Here is a 16,111-nt window from a genome sequence, read left to right on the forward strand (position 1 = left end):
TATTAAAGAATGGGCTAAATGAGTAACATAAAACTGATTGTAGGACTCGCTAATCCTGGTGAAAAATATGCGCAGACTAGGCATAATGCCGGGGCCTGGTATGTACAAGAGCTCGCCAGAATATGCACTGCGACTCTGATCGCCGATAGCAAGTATTATGGCTTAACCGCTAGAGTTAACCTGCATGGTAAAGATGTTCGTTTACTGATCCCGAGTACGTTCATGAATCTCAGTGGTAAGTCCGTTGGTGCGATGGCGAATTTCTTTCGTATCCAAGCCGATGAGATCTTAGTCGCTCATGATGAACTCGATATGCCTCCTGGAGTTGCCAAGTTTAAACTGGGTGGCGGGCATGGTGGTCATAATGGCTTAAAAGACATCATTGCCAGTCTGGGCAATGATAAAGGCTTCTATCGCTTGCGAATAGGCATAGGTCATCCAGGTGATAGAAACCAAGTCAGTAACTATGTACTGGGCAAGGCTCCGCAGATAGAACAGACTCAGATTGAAACTGTGCTCGATGAGGCTGTACGCTCCACCGAGTTACTGTTTACTGAAGACATGGCTAAAGCCATGAACAGGTTGCACACCTTTAAAGCTTAGAGGTGTATTTATTTAAGTCTTAAGCCAGGTTGGTTTATAGCAAAAAATTGATTGAAGTGACGCTTGGTGACTTCTTAAGAACTTAACTGGCAGTATAACTGTTAGTTTATCATTGATATAAAAGGTAAAGATATGGGTTTTAAATGTGGCATCGTAGGCCTGCCAAACGTAGGTAAATCAACGTTATTTAATGCGTTAACTAAAGCAGGCATCGAAGCGTCGAACTTTCCGTTTTGTACGATCGAACCCAACACTGGTGTCGTGCCTGTACCCGATTCTCGTCTCGATGCCTTAGCACAGATTGTTAATCCTGAGCGTGTAATGCCGACGACTATGGAGTTTGTCGACATTGCAGGTCTGGTTGCGGGTGCATCTAAAGGTGAAGGACTGGGCAATAAGTTCCTGGCGAATATCCGTGAAACCGATGCTATCGGTCACGTTGTACGTTGTTTCGAAGATGAGAACATAGTGCATGTCGCTAATAAAATCTCACCAGCCGAAGATATCGAAGTGATCAACACTGAGCTCGCTTTGGCTGATCTGGATTCATGTGAGCGTGCCATTCATCGTCAGGCAAAGCGTGCTAAAGGTGGCGATCAAGAGGCTAAATTTGAAGTCTCTGTACTGGAGAAGATGCTTACTCCTTTAAACGAAGGCACTATGTTACGTTCTTTAGACTTGTCAGTCGAAGAGAAAGCCGCGGTGGCTTACCTGAATTTCTTGACGCTAAAGCCCACCATGTATATCGCTAACGTGGCCGATGATGGTTTCGAAAACAATCCGCATCTAGATACTGTTCGTGAAATCGCAGCGAAAGAGAATGCGGTTGTCGTGGCTGTGTGCGCCTCGATTGAATCAGAGCTCGGAGAGATGGAACCTGAAGATCGCGACGAGTTTATGGCCGATCTTGGTTTGGAAGAGCCAGGTTTAGATCGTGTTATTCGTGCCGGTTACGATCTACTGACACTGCAAACATACTTCACTGCAGGTGTTAAAGAGGTTCGTGCCTGGACTGTAGCAATAGGTGCGACAGCACCACAAGCTGCCGGCGTGATCCATACTGATTTCGAACGTGGCTTCATTCGTGCTCAAGTCATGTCTTATGACGACTTCATTACCTATAAAGGTGAGGCTGGCGCGAAAGAAGCTGGTAAGCTAAAGGTAGAAGGAAAATCTTATATAGTGAAAGATGGAGATGTGATGCATTTCCTCTTTAACGTATAAGACGCATAAGAAATTTCCCCCTATGGCTGTACTAATTTTAGGACATGAAGCTTAATTTCATGGCTTAAGTTGGTGATGTAATAAAGGCTCAATGGTATTCATTGGGCCTTTTTGCTTTTAGGCTAGCGTTCTGTCGCGTCTGTTCGCTATCTCTATGGCGTTTAAGCGGCTATATTTGTGCATCTGCTGCTCAGTTTGCTGAAGTAATAGCCGAACGGTAGATTTAGTTTCAATTAGCGAAAAAAGCGGTTGACCTCAATACGCTGAATAAGCATAATACGCCCCGTTCCTCACCAAGAGGGACAGGTAAATAGTGGCAATATAGCTCAGCTGGTTAGAGCACAGCATTCATAATGCTGGGGTCGCAGGTTCAAGTCCCGCTATTGCTACCATCTTTTCTCAGGATGTTAAACCGAGTCATCTATTCAAGATGTAAACTTGATGCAGTGCGGGAGTGGTGGTGTTGATATTAGGCACGCCAGATTTATCTTCCAGTCTGTCATCTATTCAAGATGAAAAATTGAAATCAGTGCGGGAGTGGTGGTGTTGATATTAGGCACGCCAGATTTATCTCTCGGGCTTCATCTTAATCAGGATGTAAACTTGATGCAGTGCGGGTGTGGTGGAATTGGTAGACACGCCAGATTTAGGTTCTGGTGCCGTAAGGTGTGAGAGTTCAAGTCTCTCTTCCCGTACCATTTATTTAAGATGGATTAATCTGTCTCTGACAGGTTTGTCGTCTCTGGATACTTAACCTATCCCATCTATTCAAGATGTAAAATTGAAATCAGTGCGGGAGTGGTACTCTTTGTTAGAGATAGGGTAGACACGCCAGATTTAGGTTCTGGTGCCGTAAGGTGTGACAACTCTCCTGAAACAAGGTGGAGTCTCTCTTCCCGTACCATTTATTAAAGGTTGTAGGCTGCTAGTCTGTAACTTAGTTAGAAATTTTTTGGGGTATCGCCAAGCGGTAAGGCACCGGGTTTTGATCTCGGCATCCCCAGGTTCGAATCCTGGTACCCCAGCCACTTTTACATCTACTCAAGATGAAAACTAGAGGGTGAATTTGACTCGTGCTATATTTAGACAATAGGCGGGATTTAATTCCAAGACATCTTAATCAGGATGAAAACTTGATGCAGTCAGGGAGTGGTAGTGTTGAGATTAGACACGCCAGATTTAACTTTCTATATTGCCATCTTTATCAAGATGTAAAATAAGATGAAAAATAAAATGTCAGTGCGGGTGTGGTGGAATTGGTAGACACGCCAGATTTAGGTTCTGGTGCCGTAAGGTGTGAGAGTTCAAGTCTCTCTTCCCGTACCATTTTATACATGAAGGTCTGGTTAAACTGCTTTTATGTCTCAGATACATTTAAGGTGTCTCATCCTATTAAGATGTAAAACTGATGCAGTGCGGGAGTGGTGGTGTTGATATTAGACACGCCAGATATATCTTCTAGCCTGCCATCTATTCAAGATGTAAAACTGATGCAGTGCGGGAGTGGTGGAATTGGTAGACACGCCAGATTTAGGTTCTGGTGCCGTAAGGTGTGAGAGTTCAAGTCTCTCTTCCCGTACCATTTATTTAAGATGGATTGATCTGTCTCTGACAGGTTTGTCGTCTCTGGATACTTAACCTATCCCATCTATTCAAGATGTAAAATTGAAATCAGTGCGGGAGTGGTACTCTTTAGTTAGAGAGAGGGTAGACACGCCAGATTTAGGTTCTGGTGCCGTAAGGTGTGACAACTCTCCTGAAACAAGGGGGAGTCTCTCTTCCCGTACCACTTCTTATATAACGAACAGTTGAAACAGAAAAGCCTGTCTTTACGACGGGCTTTTTTGTGTCTGGAATTTACTGGTTCAATCCTTGGGATTTAATCAGGACGTAAACTGATGCCGTACGGGAATCCTCTGGTTTAGACAAAAACCTTTGCTACTCTGGTTTAGATAAAGTGGCATTCTTTATCGGAGATAGGCCAGATTTAGGTTCTGCTGCCGCAAGGGGTGACAAGTCACCTGACACAGTCCAAGCCTCTCTTCCTGTCTCCTGCCGCAAGGGGCTCTCTTGCCGTCCTACCTCTTAAAAACGAAAAGTCAACATCAAGCAAGCTGTCTTTTGGCAGGTTTTTTTATGTCAGGAGTTTACTGAGTCGTTTGTTTGTAGACATCAAGATCAGATGTGAAACTTGAGGCTGTGGGTTTTGATATGAAGGATTGCGGTTTTAGTGTCGCTCTGGTGTGTGTGGAGGCTCTGTTTAGCCTGGGTAGGCGGCCCGATTTAGGTTTTGGAACATAGGGGTGGGGGATACCTTGTTTCGCTGACAGCAGCTTGTTAGCTCCGTTGAGTGCGAATTTTCGTGTTTAGTATAAGTGGATTTGGTTAAGCTAACTTGAAAACACCAATTTCTTGCCTCATCTCCTAGGCTATAGACAGTAGAGTTGAGCCTCATAAGAGATACCTATCTTTCAATATTTGACAAAATTGAGGGCACAAAAAAGGCACTCCTAAGAGTGCCTCCGAGCATTCAGTGCAAAATGCTGACTAGTATTTAAACATCGCAGAGATGGACTCTTCGTTGCTCACACGGCGGATAGCTTCGGCCAGAAGTGCAGACATAGACAATTGAGTGACTTTATCCAGTGCCTCAATATCTTTGTTTAGCGGAATGGTGTCGGTAACGATAACTTCATCGATAACAGACTCGGCGATATTCTTAGCCGCATTACCCGAAAACACAGGGTGAGTCGCGTAAGCAAATACACGGTTTGCACCATGCTCTTTCAGGGCTTCGGCTGCCTTGCAAAGAGTGCCACCGGTATCGATCATATCATCGACTATGATACAGTCACGACCTTGAACGTCACCTATGATGTGCATTACCTGAGCAACGTTAGCCTGTGGACGACGCTTATCGATAATGGCGAGATCAGAGTCATCCAGTAGTTTAGCAATAGCGCGGGCACGAACAACACCACCGATATCCGGAGAAACCACGACTGGGTTATCAAGATTCTTCGATAGCATATCTTCTAGCAACACAGGGCTACCAAAGACGTTATCGACAGGAACATCGAAGAAGCCCTGGATCTGTTCAGCATGCAGATCACAAGTTAACACGCGGTCAACTCCTACGCTTGATAGGAAGTCTGCGACAACTTTCGCTGTAATAGGGACTCGAGCGCTACGTACGCGACGGTCTTGACGAGCGTAACCGAAGTAAGGGATCACAGCGGTAATTCGTCCGGCCGATGCACGACGTAATGCGTCGACCATCACGATAAGCTCCATCAAGTTATCGTTGGTCGGTGCACATGTAGATTGAATGATAAAGACATCCGCACCACGTACATTTTCGTTTATCTGGACACTGATTTCCCCGTCGCTGAACACGCCTACTGCTGCGTCTCCGAGTTTGCAGAATAGACGATCGGCTATCTTCTTAGCGAGAGCAGGTGTTGCGTTACCAGCAAAAAGTTTAATGTCAGGCACTGTATGAACCTCAGGCGTATGCTTCATTTTTAGTGGCTGGAGTAAGATTAGCGCTACTCCAGAGTTTAGCCTCTATAGTCGAGTTAAATGCGACTCTAGGGGCGATATATTTGTCCCTTTAGCGACAAAACCTCGCATGTCCTTCGGCAATTTAGCCAGGACCTCTAAGGCTTGATGCTCTAGTTCGAATTGACCGAAAATACACGCTCCAGTTCCAGTCATTCTAGACGGCGCATATTCTATCAGCCAGCCCAAGGTGTTGGCAACTTGAGGGTAACGTTTAACGACGAAATTTTGGCAATCATTTTTCCATGGAGCACTCATCAAGGAGTCTAAGTCTAACTTAGGAGTGTTGCGGGTAAGTTGTGGATCTTGGAACACTGCTGCAGTGGAAACATGTACATAGGGTATTAGAATTAGGTACCAATATTCTGTCGGAGAAACGGGGACTAGTTTTTCGCCGACACCTTCGGCAAATGCTGATAAACCATTAATGAAAACAGGTACATCTGCACCAAGTTCTAAGCCCATAACCATCAGTTGAGTCTTAGATAATTGCGTGTTCCAGAGTGCATTTAATGCCACTAAAGTAGTGGCCGCATCGGACGAACCTCCCCCTATTCCTCCCCCCATAGGCAGGCGTTTATCAAGCCAAATTTCGGCGCCTTTTTCGCAGTTACAAAATTTCTGCAATGATTTTGCGGCTAAGAGAATTAAGTTATCGCAATCTGCGACAACCTTACTCATGTTCGAATGTAACGTTAACTCGGAAGATTGGGTGACTTTAAAGTCTAAATAGTCACAGTAGTCGACAAATTGAAACAGAGTCTGTAATTCATGATAGCCATCATCACGTTGATTGTTGATGTGTAAAAAGAGGTTGAGTTTTGCCGGAGCTGGCCAACCTAGTGATAAGTTCGTGTCCGTCATCTAGCGTGTGCTCGCATTCATTGGTGTGTTTTTTCTAACGTGATTTGTCGTGGGGGCTTGCTCACTATTAGCGAGTGCTTGCCACTCATTGACCTGTATTTTGAGTCGCAGATCACCTCTTTTCAATTGCAATAACCTAGGGACCTGAGCACCACTCTGATGTTGCCACGTGAGGAACTCGACCCGCCACGGAGGCCTCTCTAATGGCGTAAATAAGCTTACTGGCCTATTCTTTTTATCAAATGAGCTGACTTCATCATCCGGCGATACTTGGCCCGTTATCCATAGCGGTAAAGCGTTGACCGGGATAGACCAGCCTGTGACCCTGGTTAGCAACTGCTGAGCATCATGGTGCTCATATGTTTTTCCGTCGACCTCTAAGCGTGTCATGCCATGTTCGGTGATTAAGGACAAAACGGTTGTACCAAGCATAGTGGTGAGTTTAAGTTCACTTTTTGTCTGGGTATGCAGCCAGTATAAATTAGTGCTGAAACTATCCTTGGGTGTTTTGACTGCAAGCTTGCCTCGCATCTCCCAAGCCTTAGCTTGAGACACTGTATCGACTTGTATTGGGACCAAGTTCGTTGGAGTCGTGGTACATGCCGATAGCAAACTTAGGCTCAGGAGCAGCAAAAGGAGAGGCGTTTTTGTGATGTAGCTCAAATTATTCATCTATGGCTGATAATGAGGCTCTCTATGATACGAAGGCGTGTTAAGAATACCAGTCTTAAATGAGAAAATCGCTGTATGTCCTGTCGCACTTAGGTATCAAACAGGCCTATCATTATTCTTCACAGTGAAAACAGCCAGCTTAAATTGGATAAATGGATAAGAACTGAGATTATTATTCGGTTTTGTTAAGCATATTCTGTTTTTAGTTCATTCAATTAAGTAGAATGTCCGACAATAAATGAGATGCCAAGAGATCAAAACGAGTCAGATGAGCCTTGTAGCAATCGGTATTAATCACAAAACAGCCACGGTTGACCTGCGTGAAAAGGTCGCGTTCTCACCAGATAACATTCATGAAGCCATGAAGAGTCTGGCGAGGCTTACCAAGACCGGTGAAGCTGTGATAATTTCAACCTGTAACCGCACTGAGCTGTATACCAATACCGCAGATGAAGCGGAGGTCGTGCGTTGGCTGGAAGAGTATCACCAACTTTCCCACGAGGAGGTTGAGTCGTGCCTATACAAGTACCATGGTCAAGCCGTGGTGCAGCACTTGATGCGTGTCTCATCGGGATTAGATTCACTGATCCTTGGTGAACCGCAAATCTTAGGTCAGGTAAAGCAATCTTTTGCTAAGGCAAGAGAGGCTGGAACAGTCGCTATCACCATGGACCGCATGTTTCAGAATACTTTCTCGGTCGCCAAGAGGGTCAGAACTGAAACCGAGATTGGTGCCGCAGCCGTGTCAGTGGCATTTGCCGCCGTTAGCATGGCTAAGCATATCTTCTCTGCACTGAGCGCGACCCAAGTCCTGCTGATCGGAGCCGGTGAGACAATTGAACTGGTTGCCAGGCACTTAAAAGATAATGGTGTTGATTCTATGGTTGTGGCAAATCGTACCCTCTCACGTGCCGAAGGTATGTGTAAGGAGTTCGGTGCGACGGCGATCACACTCGAGCAGATCCCTGATTTTCTCCCTCAGGCCGATATCGTGATATCATCTACCGCGAGTCCATTACCGATACTCGGTAAAGGCATGGTAGAAAAAGCGCTGAAGCAGCGTCGTCATCAGCCTATGTTATTGGTTGATATCGCAGTTCCTCGTGATATTGAAGCCGAGGTGGCCGACCTTGACGATGCTTTCCTCTACACAGTGGATGACCTGCAAAGCATCATAGAACAGAATATGGCCTCAAGAAGAGAGGCTGCCGAGCAAGCTGAGATAATTGCAGAAGAAGAGTCACATCTTTTCATGGAGTGGGTCCGCTCATTAGAGTCGGTAGACAGCATCCGTGAGTATCGCAGCCAAAGTATGGCGATAAAAGATGAGTTAGTTGAGCGAGCGATCAAAAAATTAGCCCAAGGTGGAGATAGCGAACAACTGCTACTCGAACTCGCCAATAAGTTAACTAATAAATTGATCCATGCACCAACTCGAGCCTTGACTGCTGCTAGCCGTCAAGGCGATCTTAATAGCATTGGCCAGCTTAGAACTGCGCTCGGATTAGATAAAAACTAAGGTTAACGTTTTAATGAAGGATAGTGTTATCCGCAAGCTTGAAGGCTTGCTTGAGCGTAATGAAGAAGTATTGGCTCTGTTGAGCGATCCTGGCATTATTGCAGATCAGACGCGCTTTCGTGCACTCTCGAAAGAATATTCGCAGCTTGAAGATGTCGTTGCAGCTTTTAAAGCATTTCAACAGGCGAGTGAAGATCATGAAGGTGCCAAAGAGATGTTGGCAGAGAATGATCCCGAGCTCAAAGAGATGGCTCAAGAAGAGTTCAAAGAGACAAAAGCTGTTATTGAAAAGCTTGAAGATGAAATTCAAATCTTACTGCTTCCTAAAGATCCGAAAGACGATAACAATGCCTTCGTTGAAATTCGTGCGGGCGCGGGTGGTGATGAAGCGGCTATTTTTGCCGGTGATCTATACCGCATGTACAGTCGATATTTCGAATCTAATCGTTGGCAGACAGAGATAATGAATGCTAACGAGGGAGAGCATGGCGGCTTTAAAGAGATCATCATCAAAGTAAGTGGTGAAGGTGTATACGGTAAGTTGAAGTTCGAGTCCGGCGGACATAGAGTTCAGCGCGTACCAGAAACAGAGTCACAAGGCCGTGTTCATACCTCAGCATGTACCGTTGTTATTTTGCCTGAAGTTCCTGAAGCAGAAGCCATTGAAATAAATAAGGGCGATCTGAAAGTCGATACTTTCAGAGCATCGGGCGCCGGTGGACAGCACGTCAACAAAACTGATTCAGCAATCCGTCTTACTCACATACCATCGGGTATTGTGGTTGAATGCCAAGATCAACGTTCACAACATAAGAACCGTGCACAGGCCATGAGCGTGCTCACAGCCCGTATTCAAGCGGTTGAAGATGAGAAGCGTCGTAGCGTCGAAGAGACCACACGCCGCAACTTAGTTGGTAGTGGCGATCGATCCGAGCGTATTCGTACCTATAACTTCCCCCAGGGACGCGTCAGCGATCATCGAATCAACCTGACTCTCTATCGTCTCAATGAGATCATGGAAGGTGAATTGGATGCGTTGATCGTTCCCTTGATGCAAGAAAACCAAGCCGATTTGTTAGCGGCCTTGTCTGAAGGGTGATCCTCTAGATCTCCCTCCACTTAACGCGCTTGATTAAGCATCAAACTAAGGAAATCCCTTGCACCAGACTCTAGCTGGAGCCCTAGATTGGGCTTCACCCCAATTGGTCGATGTCTCAGATACACCTAAGCTTGATGCAGAGGTGATGTTACTCTACATCATTCATAAACAGCGTGGTTACTTGTATACCTGGCCCGATGAACGTCTAACATCGGATCAGGTTGTCGATTACACCAAGATGGTCCAACGTCGTGTGCTGGGGACTCCCATCGCACACATCGTTGGTGAAAGAGAGTTTTGGTCTCTGCCGTTCATGGTTAATCCAACGACACTTATTCCGCGTCCTGACACAGAAATTCTCGTAGAAACCGCGTTAAATCTTCCACTGGCAGAAAATGCACAGGTGTTGGATTTAGGCACAGGAACCGGCGCTATTGCACTCTCCTTAGCTTATGAGAAAAAAGAGTGGCAGATCACCGCTGTCGATAAGATCATTGAGGCGGTGGCACTGGCAAAAGCGAATAGAGAGCATCTCAAGCTACAACAGGTCGAGATCATCCAGAGTGACTGGTTTGATTCGGTAACCTGTTATGACTTTAATCTCATCGTTTCAAATCCGCCTTATATCGATGAGACTGATGTGCATCTGGATCAAGGTGATGTCAGGTTTGAGCCTCAGAGCGCACTGACTGCGGGTGAAGCGGGCTTTGCCGATCTTTATCATATAGCATCGAGTGCTCGAGACTATTTAGCCCCCGGCGGTTACCTTCTGCTGGAACATGGCTATCAACAAGCCATAGAGCTCAGGAAAAAGATGATCGAACTTGGCTACGAGAACGTCGCAACCGTTCGAGATTTTGGTAGTAATGACAGATGTACCTTAGGCCGATACCCAAGGTAATTCTTAGGGCTTCGAATGAAGCCTGATTACATTCTGGTTTAGCTTCTAACTATTTTGTTGTTGGATAGTATTTTGAAGGCCATAACTTCATGGTTACCTACCGCCTGGCCGGCGAGGCATGTGCAGATGCTTCTGCGAGACGGTGAATATGGCGCAGACATGCGCTTATGAACGAGAGGCACGGATGCCGAACTGGCCCTTAGATAGGATATCATTCAAGCACATCCGTGTGGGCTCTGCCAAAACGTCCATGTTTTGGAAGCTCGCAGCCGCATCTGCACCCGTTTATTTGTCTCTTCGATTTGGATTTTGTTGGTGGGTAGCTAACTCAGAAATGCCCCAAATCTTGCTAGGCTTGGAATTAAGTTGGATAACAATTCAATACTCGTCATTCCCGCAATGCTTGTGGGCGGGAATCCAGCCTTTTTACTAGCCTTGGAATGAAGGCTGGTTACATTTTTGGGTTAGCTTCTGGCTGAGTTTATATTGGGAAGTGTGTTTATAATTTTTGCTTCATGGTTATCTATCGCCTGCAGCGAGCTTATGTGTAGATACTTCTGCGAGACGCTGCAAGTCCATCCATGGAAGCTCTGCGGTTTCATCCCTGAAACCGAAGCTCGCAGCCGCATCCACACCTGTTCTTACAAGCAAAGAGTAAGCTAGTGGGTCTCTTGGATTTAACTTTGCTAATTGTCGATAGTAGCTCTATAGCTCGTTTTTCTCGCAATTAACATTCGTCTTCCCGCAATGCTTGTGGGCGGGGATCCAGACCCTTTTGACTAGCCTTGGAATGAAGGCTGGTTACATTTTTGGGTTAGCTTCTGGCTGAGTGGGTATTGGGGAGTGTGTTTGAAGGTTTAACCTTCATTGCAATCTATCGCCTGGCCGGCGAGGCATGTGCAGATACTTCTACGAGACGCTGCCAGTCCGTCCATGGAAGCTCTGCCAAAAAGTCCCTTTTTTGGAAGCTGGCAGCCGCATCTACACCTGCTGATTTACAAGATAAGTTGTCTCTTCGATTTTTAGAGTGTGTTATTGCTAGTGTGAAAGGCTTAATCATGGCTGGCACCATCCATTCGCTACTTTGAACTTGGGGGAGTTTAAAGTATCAAAAAACTTATGGGTGTCCACTTATCGTGGTTGCATAAAGCACATCACCTTGATGTTTTAAATTAATATAAATCAAACGACTACAGGCTTTATAGCGCTTAAACTGTTAGAGTTGATATTTGGAGGAACGACCCACTATTTATCGTGGGTGGCTTGATAAATATTTGCTTGATAAATATTTGCTTGATAAATATTTGCTTGATAAATATTTCTAGAATGGATTGCTAGATATCAGCAATAAGTGCCGATTAAGTTAAAGTGCCAAAATCTTATGGGTGTCCACTTATCGCGGTTGCATACAGCTCATCATCTTGATATTTTAAATTAAAATAAATCATCGCCTTATATGCCATTTAGCACTCACAATGTCAGCACTGGCATGTGGTCAATGGCTTCATTTTTATGATGGGTGGCTCGATAAATTTCGACTTAGACCATTGGATCCGTCGTCGAGTACGTATGTGCTACTGGCGTCAGTGGCGAAAGCCACGGACTAAGGTACAAAATTTACTTAGACGTGGCGTCAGGATCCAATCAGCCGTTGCTTGTGGGATCACAAGTAAAGGGCCATGGCGAAGCTCGAAAACACCAGGGATACAGCAAGCGCTGAGTAATGATTACCTTAAGAAAGCGGGTTTATGTTCACTAAGAGATGGATGGATCGCAGTTCATTACCCTAACCAGAAAGTCTAGGTTAGGCGCTCTAAATGAACCGCCCTGTGCGGAGCCGCATGCAGGGTGGTGTGGGGGCTGGAGGCTAGATACCTCCGGCTACCCGATTAGGCGCATACATCTTGCTGACATTAATCCCATTCAGCTGATTTATAGCTAATTATCAATCCTTTATCGCACTCATCAAATAATGAATGTTCATCAAAATGCACATGTTCCCCATCAGAGCAAGAAGATGCGACTTCAAGTATTTTTAACCCTAAATTAATTAAACCTTCAAAATTACCAGTAACAACAATTTCACTATCATTATTTTTTAAAGCTAAAGCATGAGTACTAATACCATTTTTTTCAAAAGAAGAATCTATCTTTCTTAATGTTTGAATTAGGCAGCCAAGCTGATTGTGATTATTTTCCATATCATTTTTCTTCCGGTAAATATACATGGACATTAGTTTTAGAATTGAATGTTTCTTTACCGTTAGGTTTTATGGAAGTCGTTCCTTTTTCAAAATTCATATGGGGAGCACCTGCATGGTTACCTGTTTTAGCAAGATCAGAATCAGTCATTCTAACCATACTTGTACCATCTGCAGATTTAAATACGCCAGAGCCAACTTCTTTATAACCACCTCCTAAAAAGTCCTGAGCGGCACCCAAAGCTTTATCTGTACTTAAACTATCACCATTTTTTAGAACTTTATTTCCAGCGACAATAGAGTCGGTTGCCCTACCTACTTTGATTGCCATTCCTGCACCACCGGGAACAAAAGGTACTATAGTTGCAGCACCATCAACAATGACTCCTGCGGCATCAAGAGTAGCAGCGCCATAATTGCCAGCACTAATGTTGTTTCCCATTGATACAACGCCTATTGCCACGTTTGCGGCATCCCAAACCGTTTCAGCAATTCTCCCATCAGGATCTACATATTTATAAGGGTTATTATTAGCGTAAGCATAACGGTTAAAGCCTTGCACATTACCTTTTTTTAAATGCTGTTGCGCTGAGACAGGATCAACCGATACAAAGCGAGCGTTAGCTTGGTTTGTAATAAAGAAGAGTCCTAGTGTGAATATTAGTAATATTTGTTTCCATTTAAGCATTTATTATTTTCCTTGTGTTGTTTTAGTTAATAGTGCTTGCCGTTTTTTGATGGCATTTAAGTAATTATCATTTTCTTCTTGGGTTGACAGATGCCACCCCAGCTTTTCTGCTTTAGCGAACCACTGAATATTTTGTTGATATAAATGATCCATGTGCTGTTTCTCTTCTGAGGTATAACTACCTTTAATTTTAGCTTTGGATATTTCAATATTGAGTAAACGAGAGTAACCATTACCCACTTTGATCATGGCATACGCATATCTAGGGTAAACCTTTAAAAGTAATTTGGCTAAGTCAATTGAGTGTTGCCATTTGCCTTGTTTTTCAAATGATCCGTTTAGTACCATAGCCATAACAGCAACGGTTTGCTTTTTGGTCAGTGGTTGTAAATAAACACCGTTTTGAATTGCTATATCAGTGATCAATGACTTTGTATGATAAAAGTCATTTGAAGCAGGTTGCCCTTTATCTGTTGTTTCTATATTAAAATATTTACCTGAGGTGGGATCTTTGAATTTAACAAAAACATGTAAAGGCGCTGTTGATAAAGTAACATCTAGCCCTAATTTTTCCGCTAATATCGCGTACAAAATTGGCATAGAAATACAGTTGCCTTTTTTCGTATTAAGATAAGTTGAAATTAACTTATTATTTAATTTTTGACCAAAAGGATCGTCCAGATCGTATTGAAATGGTTTGTAGTTATTCCAGTAACCTGATTCATATAAAAAAGAACTTAATGAAAGAGCTTTATCAAGTGGCATCATGTCTGGATTGAGATCCCTTTTGAGGGTTTTCACCATTTGATTTATTTTACCCATCGCTGCATTAATATTAATTGAGGGATCAACTAGTTTATCAATAGTTAGCTTTGTTTTTGCCAAATCAATATTGGCATCAGGTTTAGCTAAGATGCTTTCAATTATTTTTATTACATCATTCCCTGTACTTTCAGTCGCAAAAGTTATCTGCACTGGACAAGTAAACAACAAAAATAAGATAAAACCCTTCAAATTCACTCCAATATTTGATTGTGGTGCCAGACTTTGCTTTGCGCCTAACAGCTTATTGATTAGCAGCAGGATAACGTTCCTGTCTGCTTATTAATTTTCTGCCAGCCTATCACCGCTAAGTGGTTGTTGTAAATGTGTTATTTTAATAACTCACAGATATAATAACGTAAATAATCAGATAAAAAAGATGCGCGGGTGTTTACGAGGTCTGCATAACGCTTTTTACCACATTATAACCTATTGATAAGATTTGATTAATATTTTCACATTCGTGTTATCGATGCATTAACCCAGCGATTTATGCATCTTTTTTATAGCAATTATCTCAATCCCAGTTATACCTGTATATAAACAAGGGGTATTCCCTTAGCTCCATATATGAGGTTTTGTATTATTCTCCACTCTTACCTGTGATCTTTTTGTACGTAACTGGACGAGTCACCACAGCCTGTTGAAGCAACCTATAAAATAGCAACCCTCGTGATTTTGAAGTTCGGCGATTAAAGCGAAAGACAAACTCATCTAAGTAATAATCGAGTTGTTTGGGCTGTATAGCACCTGACTCTTCTACACGAAACAAAGGGGTCAGAGCTAATTAACTCATTTCACCTATACTTACCGCTGTTTCCATTCAACATTATCCAAGGAGCGGATATGCCAAGAAAACCCCGTATCTATGCCCCAGGTATTACCAGCCATATTGTTCAGCGAGGCAACAATCGTTCCGCCTGCTTCTTTTCAGAGGATGACTTCAAGATCTACATTAATGCGCTAGGTGACGCGCTAAGCCTATATAATGTAAAACTGCACGCCTTTGTATTAATGACAAATCATGTTCATCTACTCATGACTCCTGCAACCACTGAAGGTATTTCATGTGTGATGCAAAGCGTTGGCCGCACCTATGTCAGCACCATAAATCGACTTTATCATCGTACCGGTACTCTCTGGGAAGGCCGTCACAAAGCCTGCCTCATCGATAGTGAATCCTACTTTCTAGCTTGCCAACGCTATATTGAGCTGAATCCAGTCAGAGCCAATATGGTTAAACATCCAAGTGAATACACTTGGTCAAGTTATCAATTTCATGGTGTAGGCAGAAAGATTACCTGTCTAACACCCCACACAATCTATCAAGCACTTGGACTCACTCCAGAAATCCGTCAACGTCGGTACCGTGAGCTATTCAATACAGCTTTGCCTCCAGAACAAATCCATACCATCAGAAACTGTTTAAACCAACTCTCGTTACAGAGTAGTCCACTTGGTAACGACAAGTTTAGAGCCGAGATTGAAGCCCATTTAAATGTAAGATTCGGTCATCTAGCACCTGGACATCCAGTCAAATCAGAGTAACCCTAAAGAGCTAATGGGCTCTGACCCCTTTATCTTTTCTTGGCGATAGATTTGATCACCAAATGCCGTGAATGTTCCCTTCTTTTTTAATTATCTTATTGTTTACTCTTAATATTTCGTGGGGATTCGTCAGGCTCAGCCCTCACTTCAGGGCGAGATCGCGAACGTTTTTTGAGCAAAAACGAGCCTGATTTGACGATCTGATGCAGTTATGATCTTATACTCTCTTTTGGGGAGTAAATCATGCATATAGACACGTTTAAGCAGCATTTCAACGCCATTGATGATCAACGACAAAGCGCCAAAGTTACCTATCCACTTTTTGATGTTTTATTTGCCTCTTTATGTGCTGTGATCGCTGGTGCTAAGGGATGGTTTGATATCCGTGAGTATATCCTAGGCCATCGTG

At 43.8% G+C, this 16,111-nt stretch carries 13 protein-coding genes, 5 tRNA genes and 2 pseudogenes; 13 read left to right on the top strand and 7 right to left on the bottom strand.

Annotated elements, in window-relative coordinates; genetic code table 11:
- Positions 1–18 precede the first annotated feature (18 nt).
- From pth to HRU42_RS12295, 7 genes are all read left to right on the top strand, one after another.
- Positions 19–603 carry an aminoacyl-tRNA hydrolase gene (pth, locus tag HRU42_RS12265; protein ID WP_295031526.1) on the top strand — a complete coding sequence of 195 codons (585 nt, stop codon included), beginning with the start codon at positions 19–21 and terminating at the stop codon, positions 601–603.
- Positions 604–735: 132 nt separating this feature from the next.
- Positions 736–1,827, top strand: a complete 1,092-nt coding sequence (gene ychF, locus HRU42_RS12270; protein WP_295031527.1) for a redox-regulated ATPase YchF — start codon at positions 736–738, stop codon at positions 1,825–1,827.
- A gap of 315 nt (positions 1,828–2,142) precedes the next feature.
- Positions 2,143–2,219, top strand: a tRNA-Met gene (locus tag HRU42_RS12275).
- Between the two features lie 221 nt (positions 2,220–2,440).
- Positions 2,441–2,525: transfer RNA gene (locus HRU42_RS12280), tRNA-Leu, on the top strand.
- A 255-nt stretch (positions 2,526–2,780) separates the two neighbouring features.
- A tRNA-Gln gene (locus HRU42_RS12285) sits at positions 2,781–2,855 on the top strand.
- Positions 2,856–3,068: 213 nt separating this feature from the next.
- Positions 3,069–3,153 (top strand) — tRNA-Leu (locus tag HRU42_RS12290).
- Between the two features lie 171 nt (positions 3,154–3,324).
- A tRNA-Leu gene (locus HRU42_RS12295) sits at positions 3,325–3,409 on the top strand.
- A 965-nt stretch (positions 3,410–4,374) separates the two neighbouring features.
- On the opposite strand, the gene HRU42_RS12300 is transcribed toward HRU42_RS12295, so the two are convergent.
- The 3 genes from HRU42_RS12300 to lolB all read right to left on the bottom strand — a co-directional run bounded on the left by HRU42_RS12300 (position 4,375) and on the right by lolB (position 6,924).
- Entirely contained in the window at positions 4,375–5,322 is a 948-nt protein-coding gene (locus tag HRU42_RS12300; RefSeq protein WP_295031528.1) for a ribose-phosphate pyrophosphokinase, read from the bottom strand.
- Between the two features lie 72 nt (positions 5,323–5,394).
- Positions 5,395–6,252 (bottom strand): 4-(cytidine 5'-diphospho)-2-C-methyl-D-erythritol kinase, encoded by an 858-nt coding sequence (ispE, locus tag HRU42_RS12305; RefSeq protein ID WP_295031529.1) that lies wholly within the window; start codon positions 6,250–6,252, stop codon positions 5,395–5,397.
- Positions 6,253–6,924 carry a lipoprotein insertase outer membrane protein LolB gene (lolB, locus tag HRU42_RS12310; protein ID WP_295031531.1) on the bottom strand — a complete coding sequence of 224 codons (672 nt, stop codon included), beginning with the start codon at positions 6,922–6,924 and terminating at the stop codon, positions 6,253–6,255. It abuts the gene before it with no gap.
- Positions 6,925–7,192: 268 nt separating this feature from the next.
- Here lolB and hemA point away from each other — a divergent pair, with 268 nt between their 5' ends.
- The 4 genes and pseudogenes from hemA to HRU42_RS12330 form a co-directional block, all read left to right on the top strand.
- Positions 7,193–8,443 carry a glutamyl-tRNA reductase gene (hemA, locus tag HRU42_RS12315; protein WP_295031532.1) on the top strand — a complete coding sequence of 417 codons (1,251 nt, stop codon included), beginning with the start codon at positions 7,193–7,195 and terminating at the stop codon, positions 8,441–8,443.
- A 13-nt stretch (positions 8,444–8,456) separates the two neighbouring features.
- The gene (gene prfA / locus HRU42_RS12320; protein WP_295031533.1) at positions 8,457–9,542 is read left to right on the top strand and encodes a peptide chain release factor 1; all 1,086 of its coding nucleotides are present in this window, start codon (positions 8,457–8,459) and stop codon (positions 9,540–9,542) included.
- A gap of 58 nt (positions 9,543–9,600) precedes the next feature.
- Complete coding sequence (prmC, locus tag HRU42_RS12325; protein ID WP_295031535.1) at positions 9,601–10,443, top strand: peptide chain release factor N(5)-glutamine methyltransferase; 843 nt, start codon at positions 9,601–9,603, stop codon at positions 10,441–10,443.
- 1,536 nt (positions 10,444–11,979) lie between these two features.
- Positions 11,980–12,246: pseudogene (locus tag HRU42_RS12330) on the top strand (group II intron reverse transcriptase/maturase); the annotation flags it as partial.
- 110 nt (positions 12,247–12,356) lie between these two features.
- Here the strand turns inward: HRU42_RS12330 and HRU42_RS12335 are convergent.
- The 4 genes and pseudogenes from HRU42_RS12335 to HRU42_RS12350 all read right to left on the bottom strand — a co-directional run.
- Positions 12,357–12,644 carry a hypothetical protein gene (locus tag HRU42_RS12335; protein ID WP_295031536.1) on the bottom strand — a complete coding sequence of 96 codons (288 nt, stop codon included), beginning with the start codon at positions 12,642–12,644 and terminating at the stop codon, positions 12,357–12,359.
- 1 nt (position 12,645) lies between these two features.
- Positions 12,646–13,332 (bottom strand): polymorphic toxin type 10 domain-containing protein, encoded by a 687-nt coding sequence (locus HRU42_RS12340; RefSeq protein WP_295031538.1) that lies wholly within the window; start codon positions 13,330–13,332, stop codon positions 12,646–12,648.
- A 3-nt stretch (positions 13,333–13,335) separates the two neighbouring features.
- Positions 13,336–14,346, bottom strand: coding sequence for a transglutaminase family protein (locus HRU42_RS12345; protein ID WP_295031539.1), 1,011 nt, complete (start codon positions 14,344–14,346; stop codon positions 13,336–13,338).
- A gap of 391 nt (positions 14,347–14,737) precedes the next feature.
- A pseudogene (locus HRU42_RS12350) lies at positions 14,738–14,905 on the bottom strand (IS1595 family transposase); the annotation flags it as partial.
- Positions 14,906–15,000: 95 nt separating this feature from the next.
- Between HRU42_RS12350 and HRU42_RS12355 the strand changes: the two are divergent.
- A complete protein-coding gene (locus HRU42_RS12355; protein WP_295031540.1) occupies positions 15,001–15,702 on the top strand; it encodes a transposase in 702 nt (233 codons plus the stop codon).
- 243 nt (positions 15,703–15,945) lie between these two features.
- The coding region (locus tag HRU42_RS12360; protein ID WP_295031541.1) for a transposase family protein at positions 15,946–16,111 on the top strand (166 nt) is incomplete at its 3' end.

The sequence above is a fragment of the Shewanella sp. genome (assembly GCF_013214165.1).
Classification (GTDB): Bacteria; Pseudomonadota; Gammaproteobacteria; order Enterobacterales; family Shewanellaceae; genus Shewanella.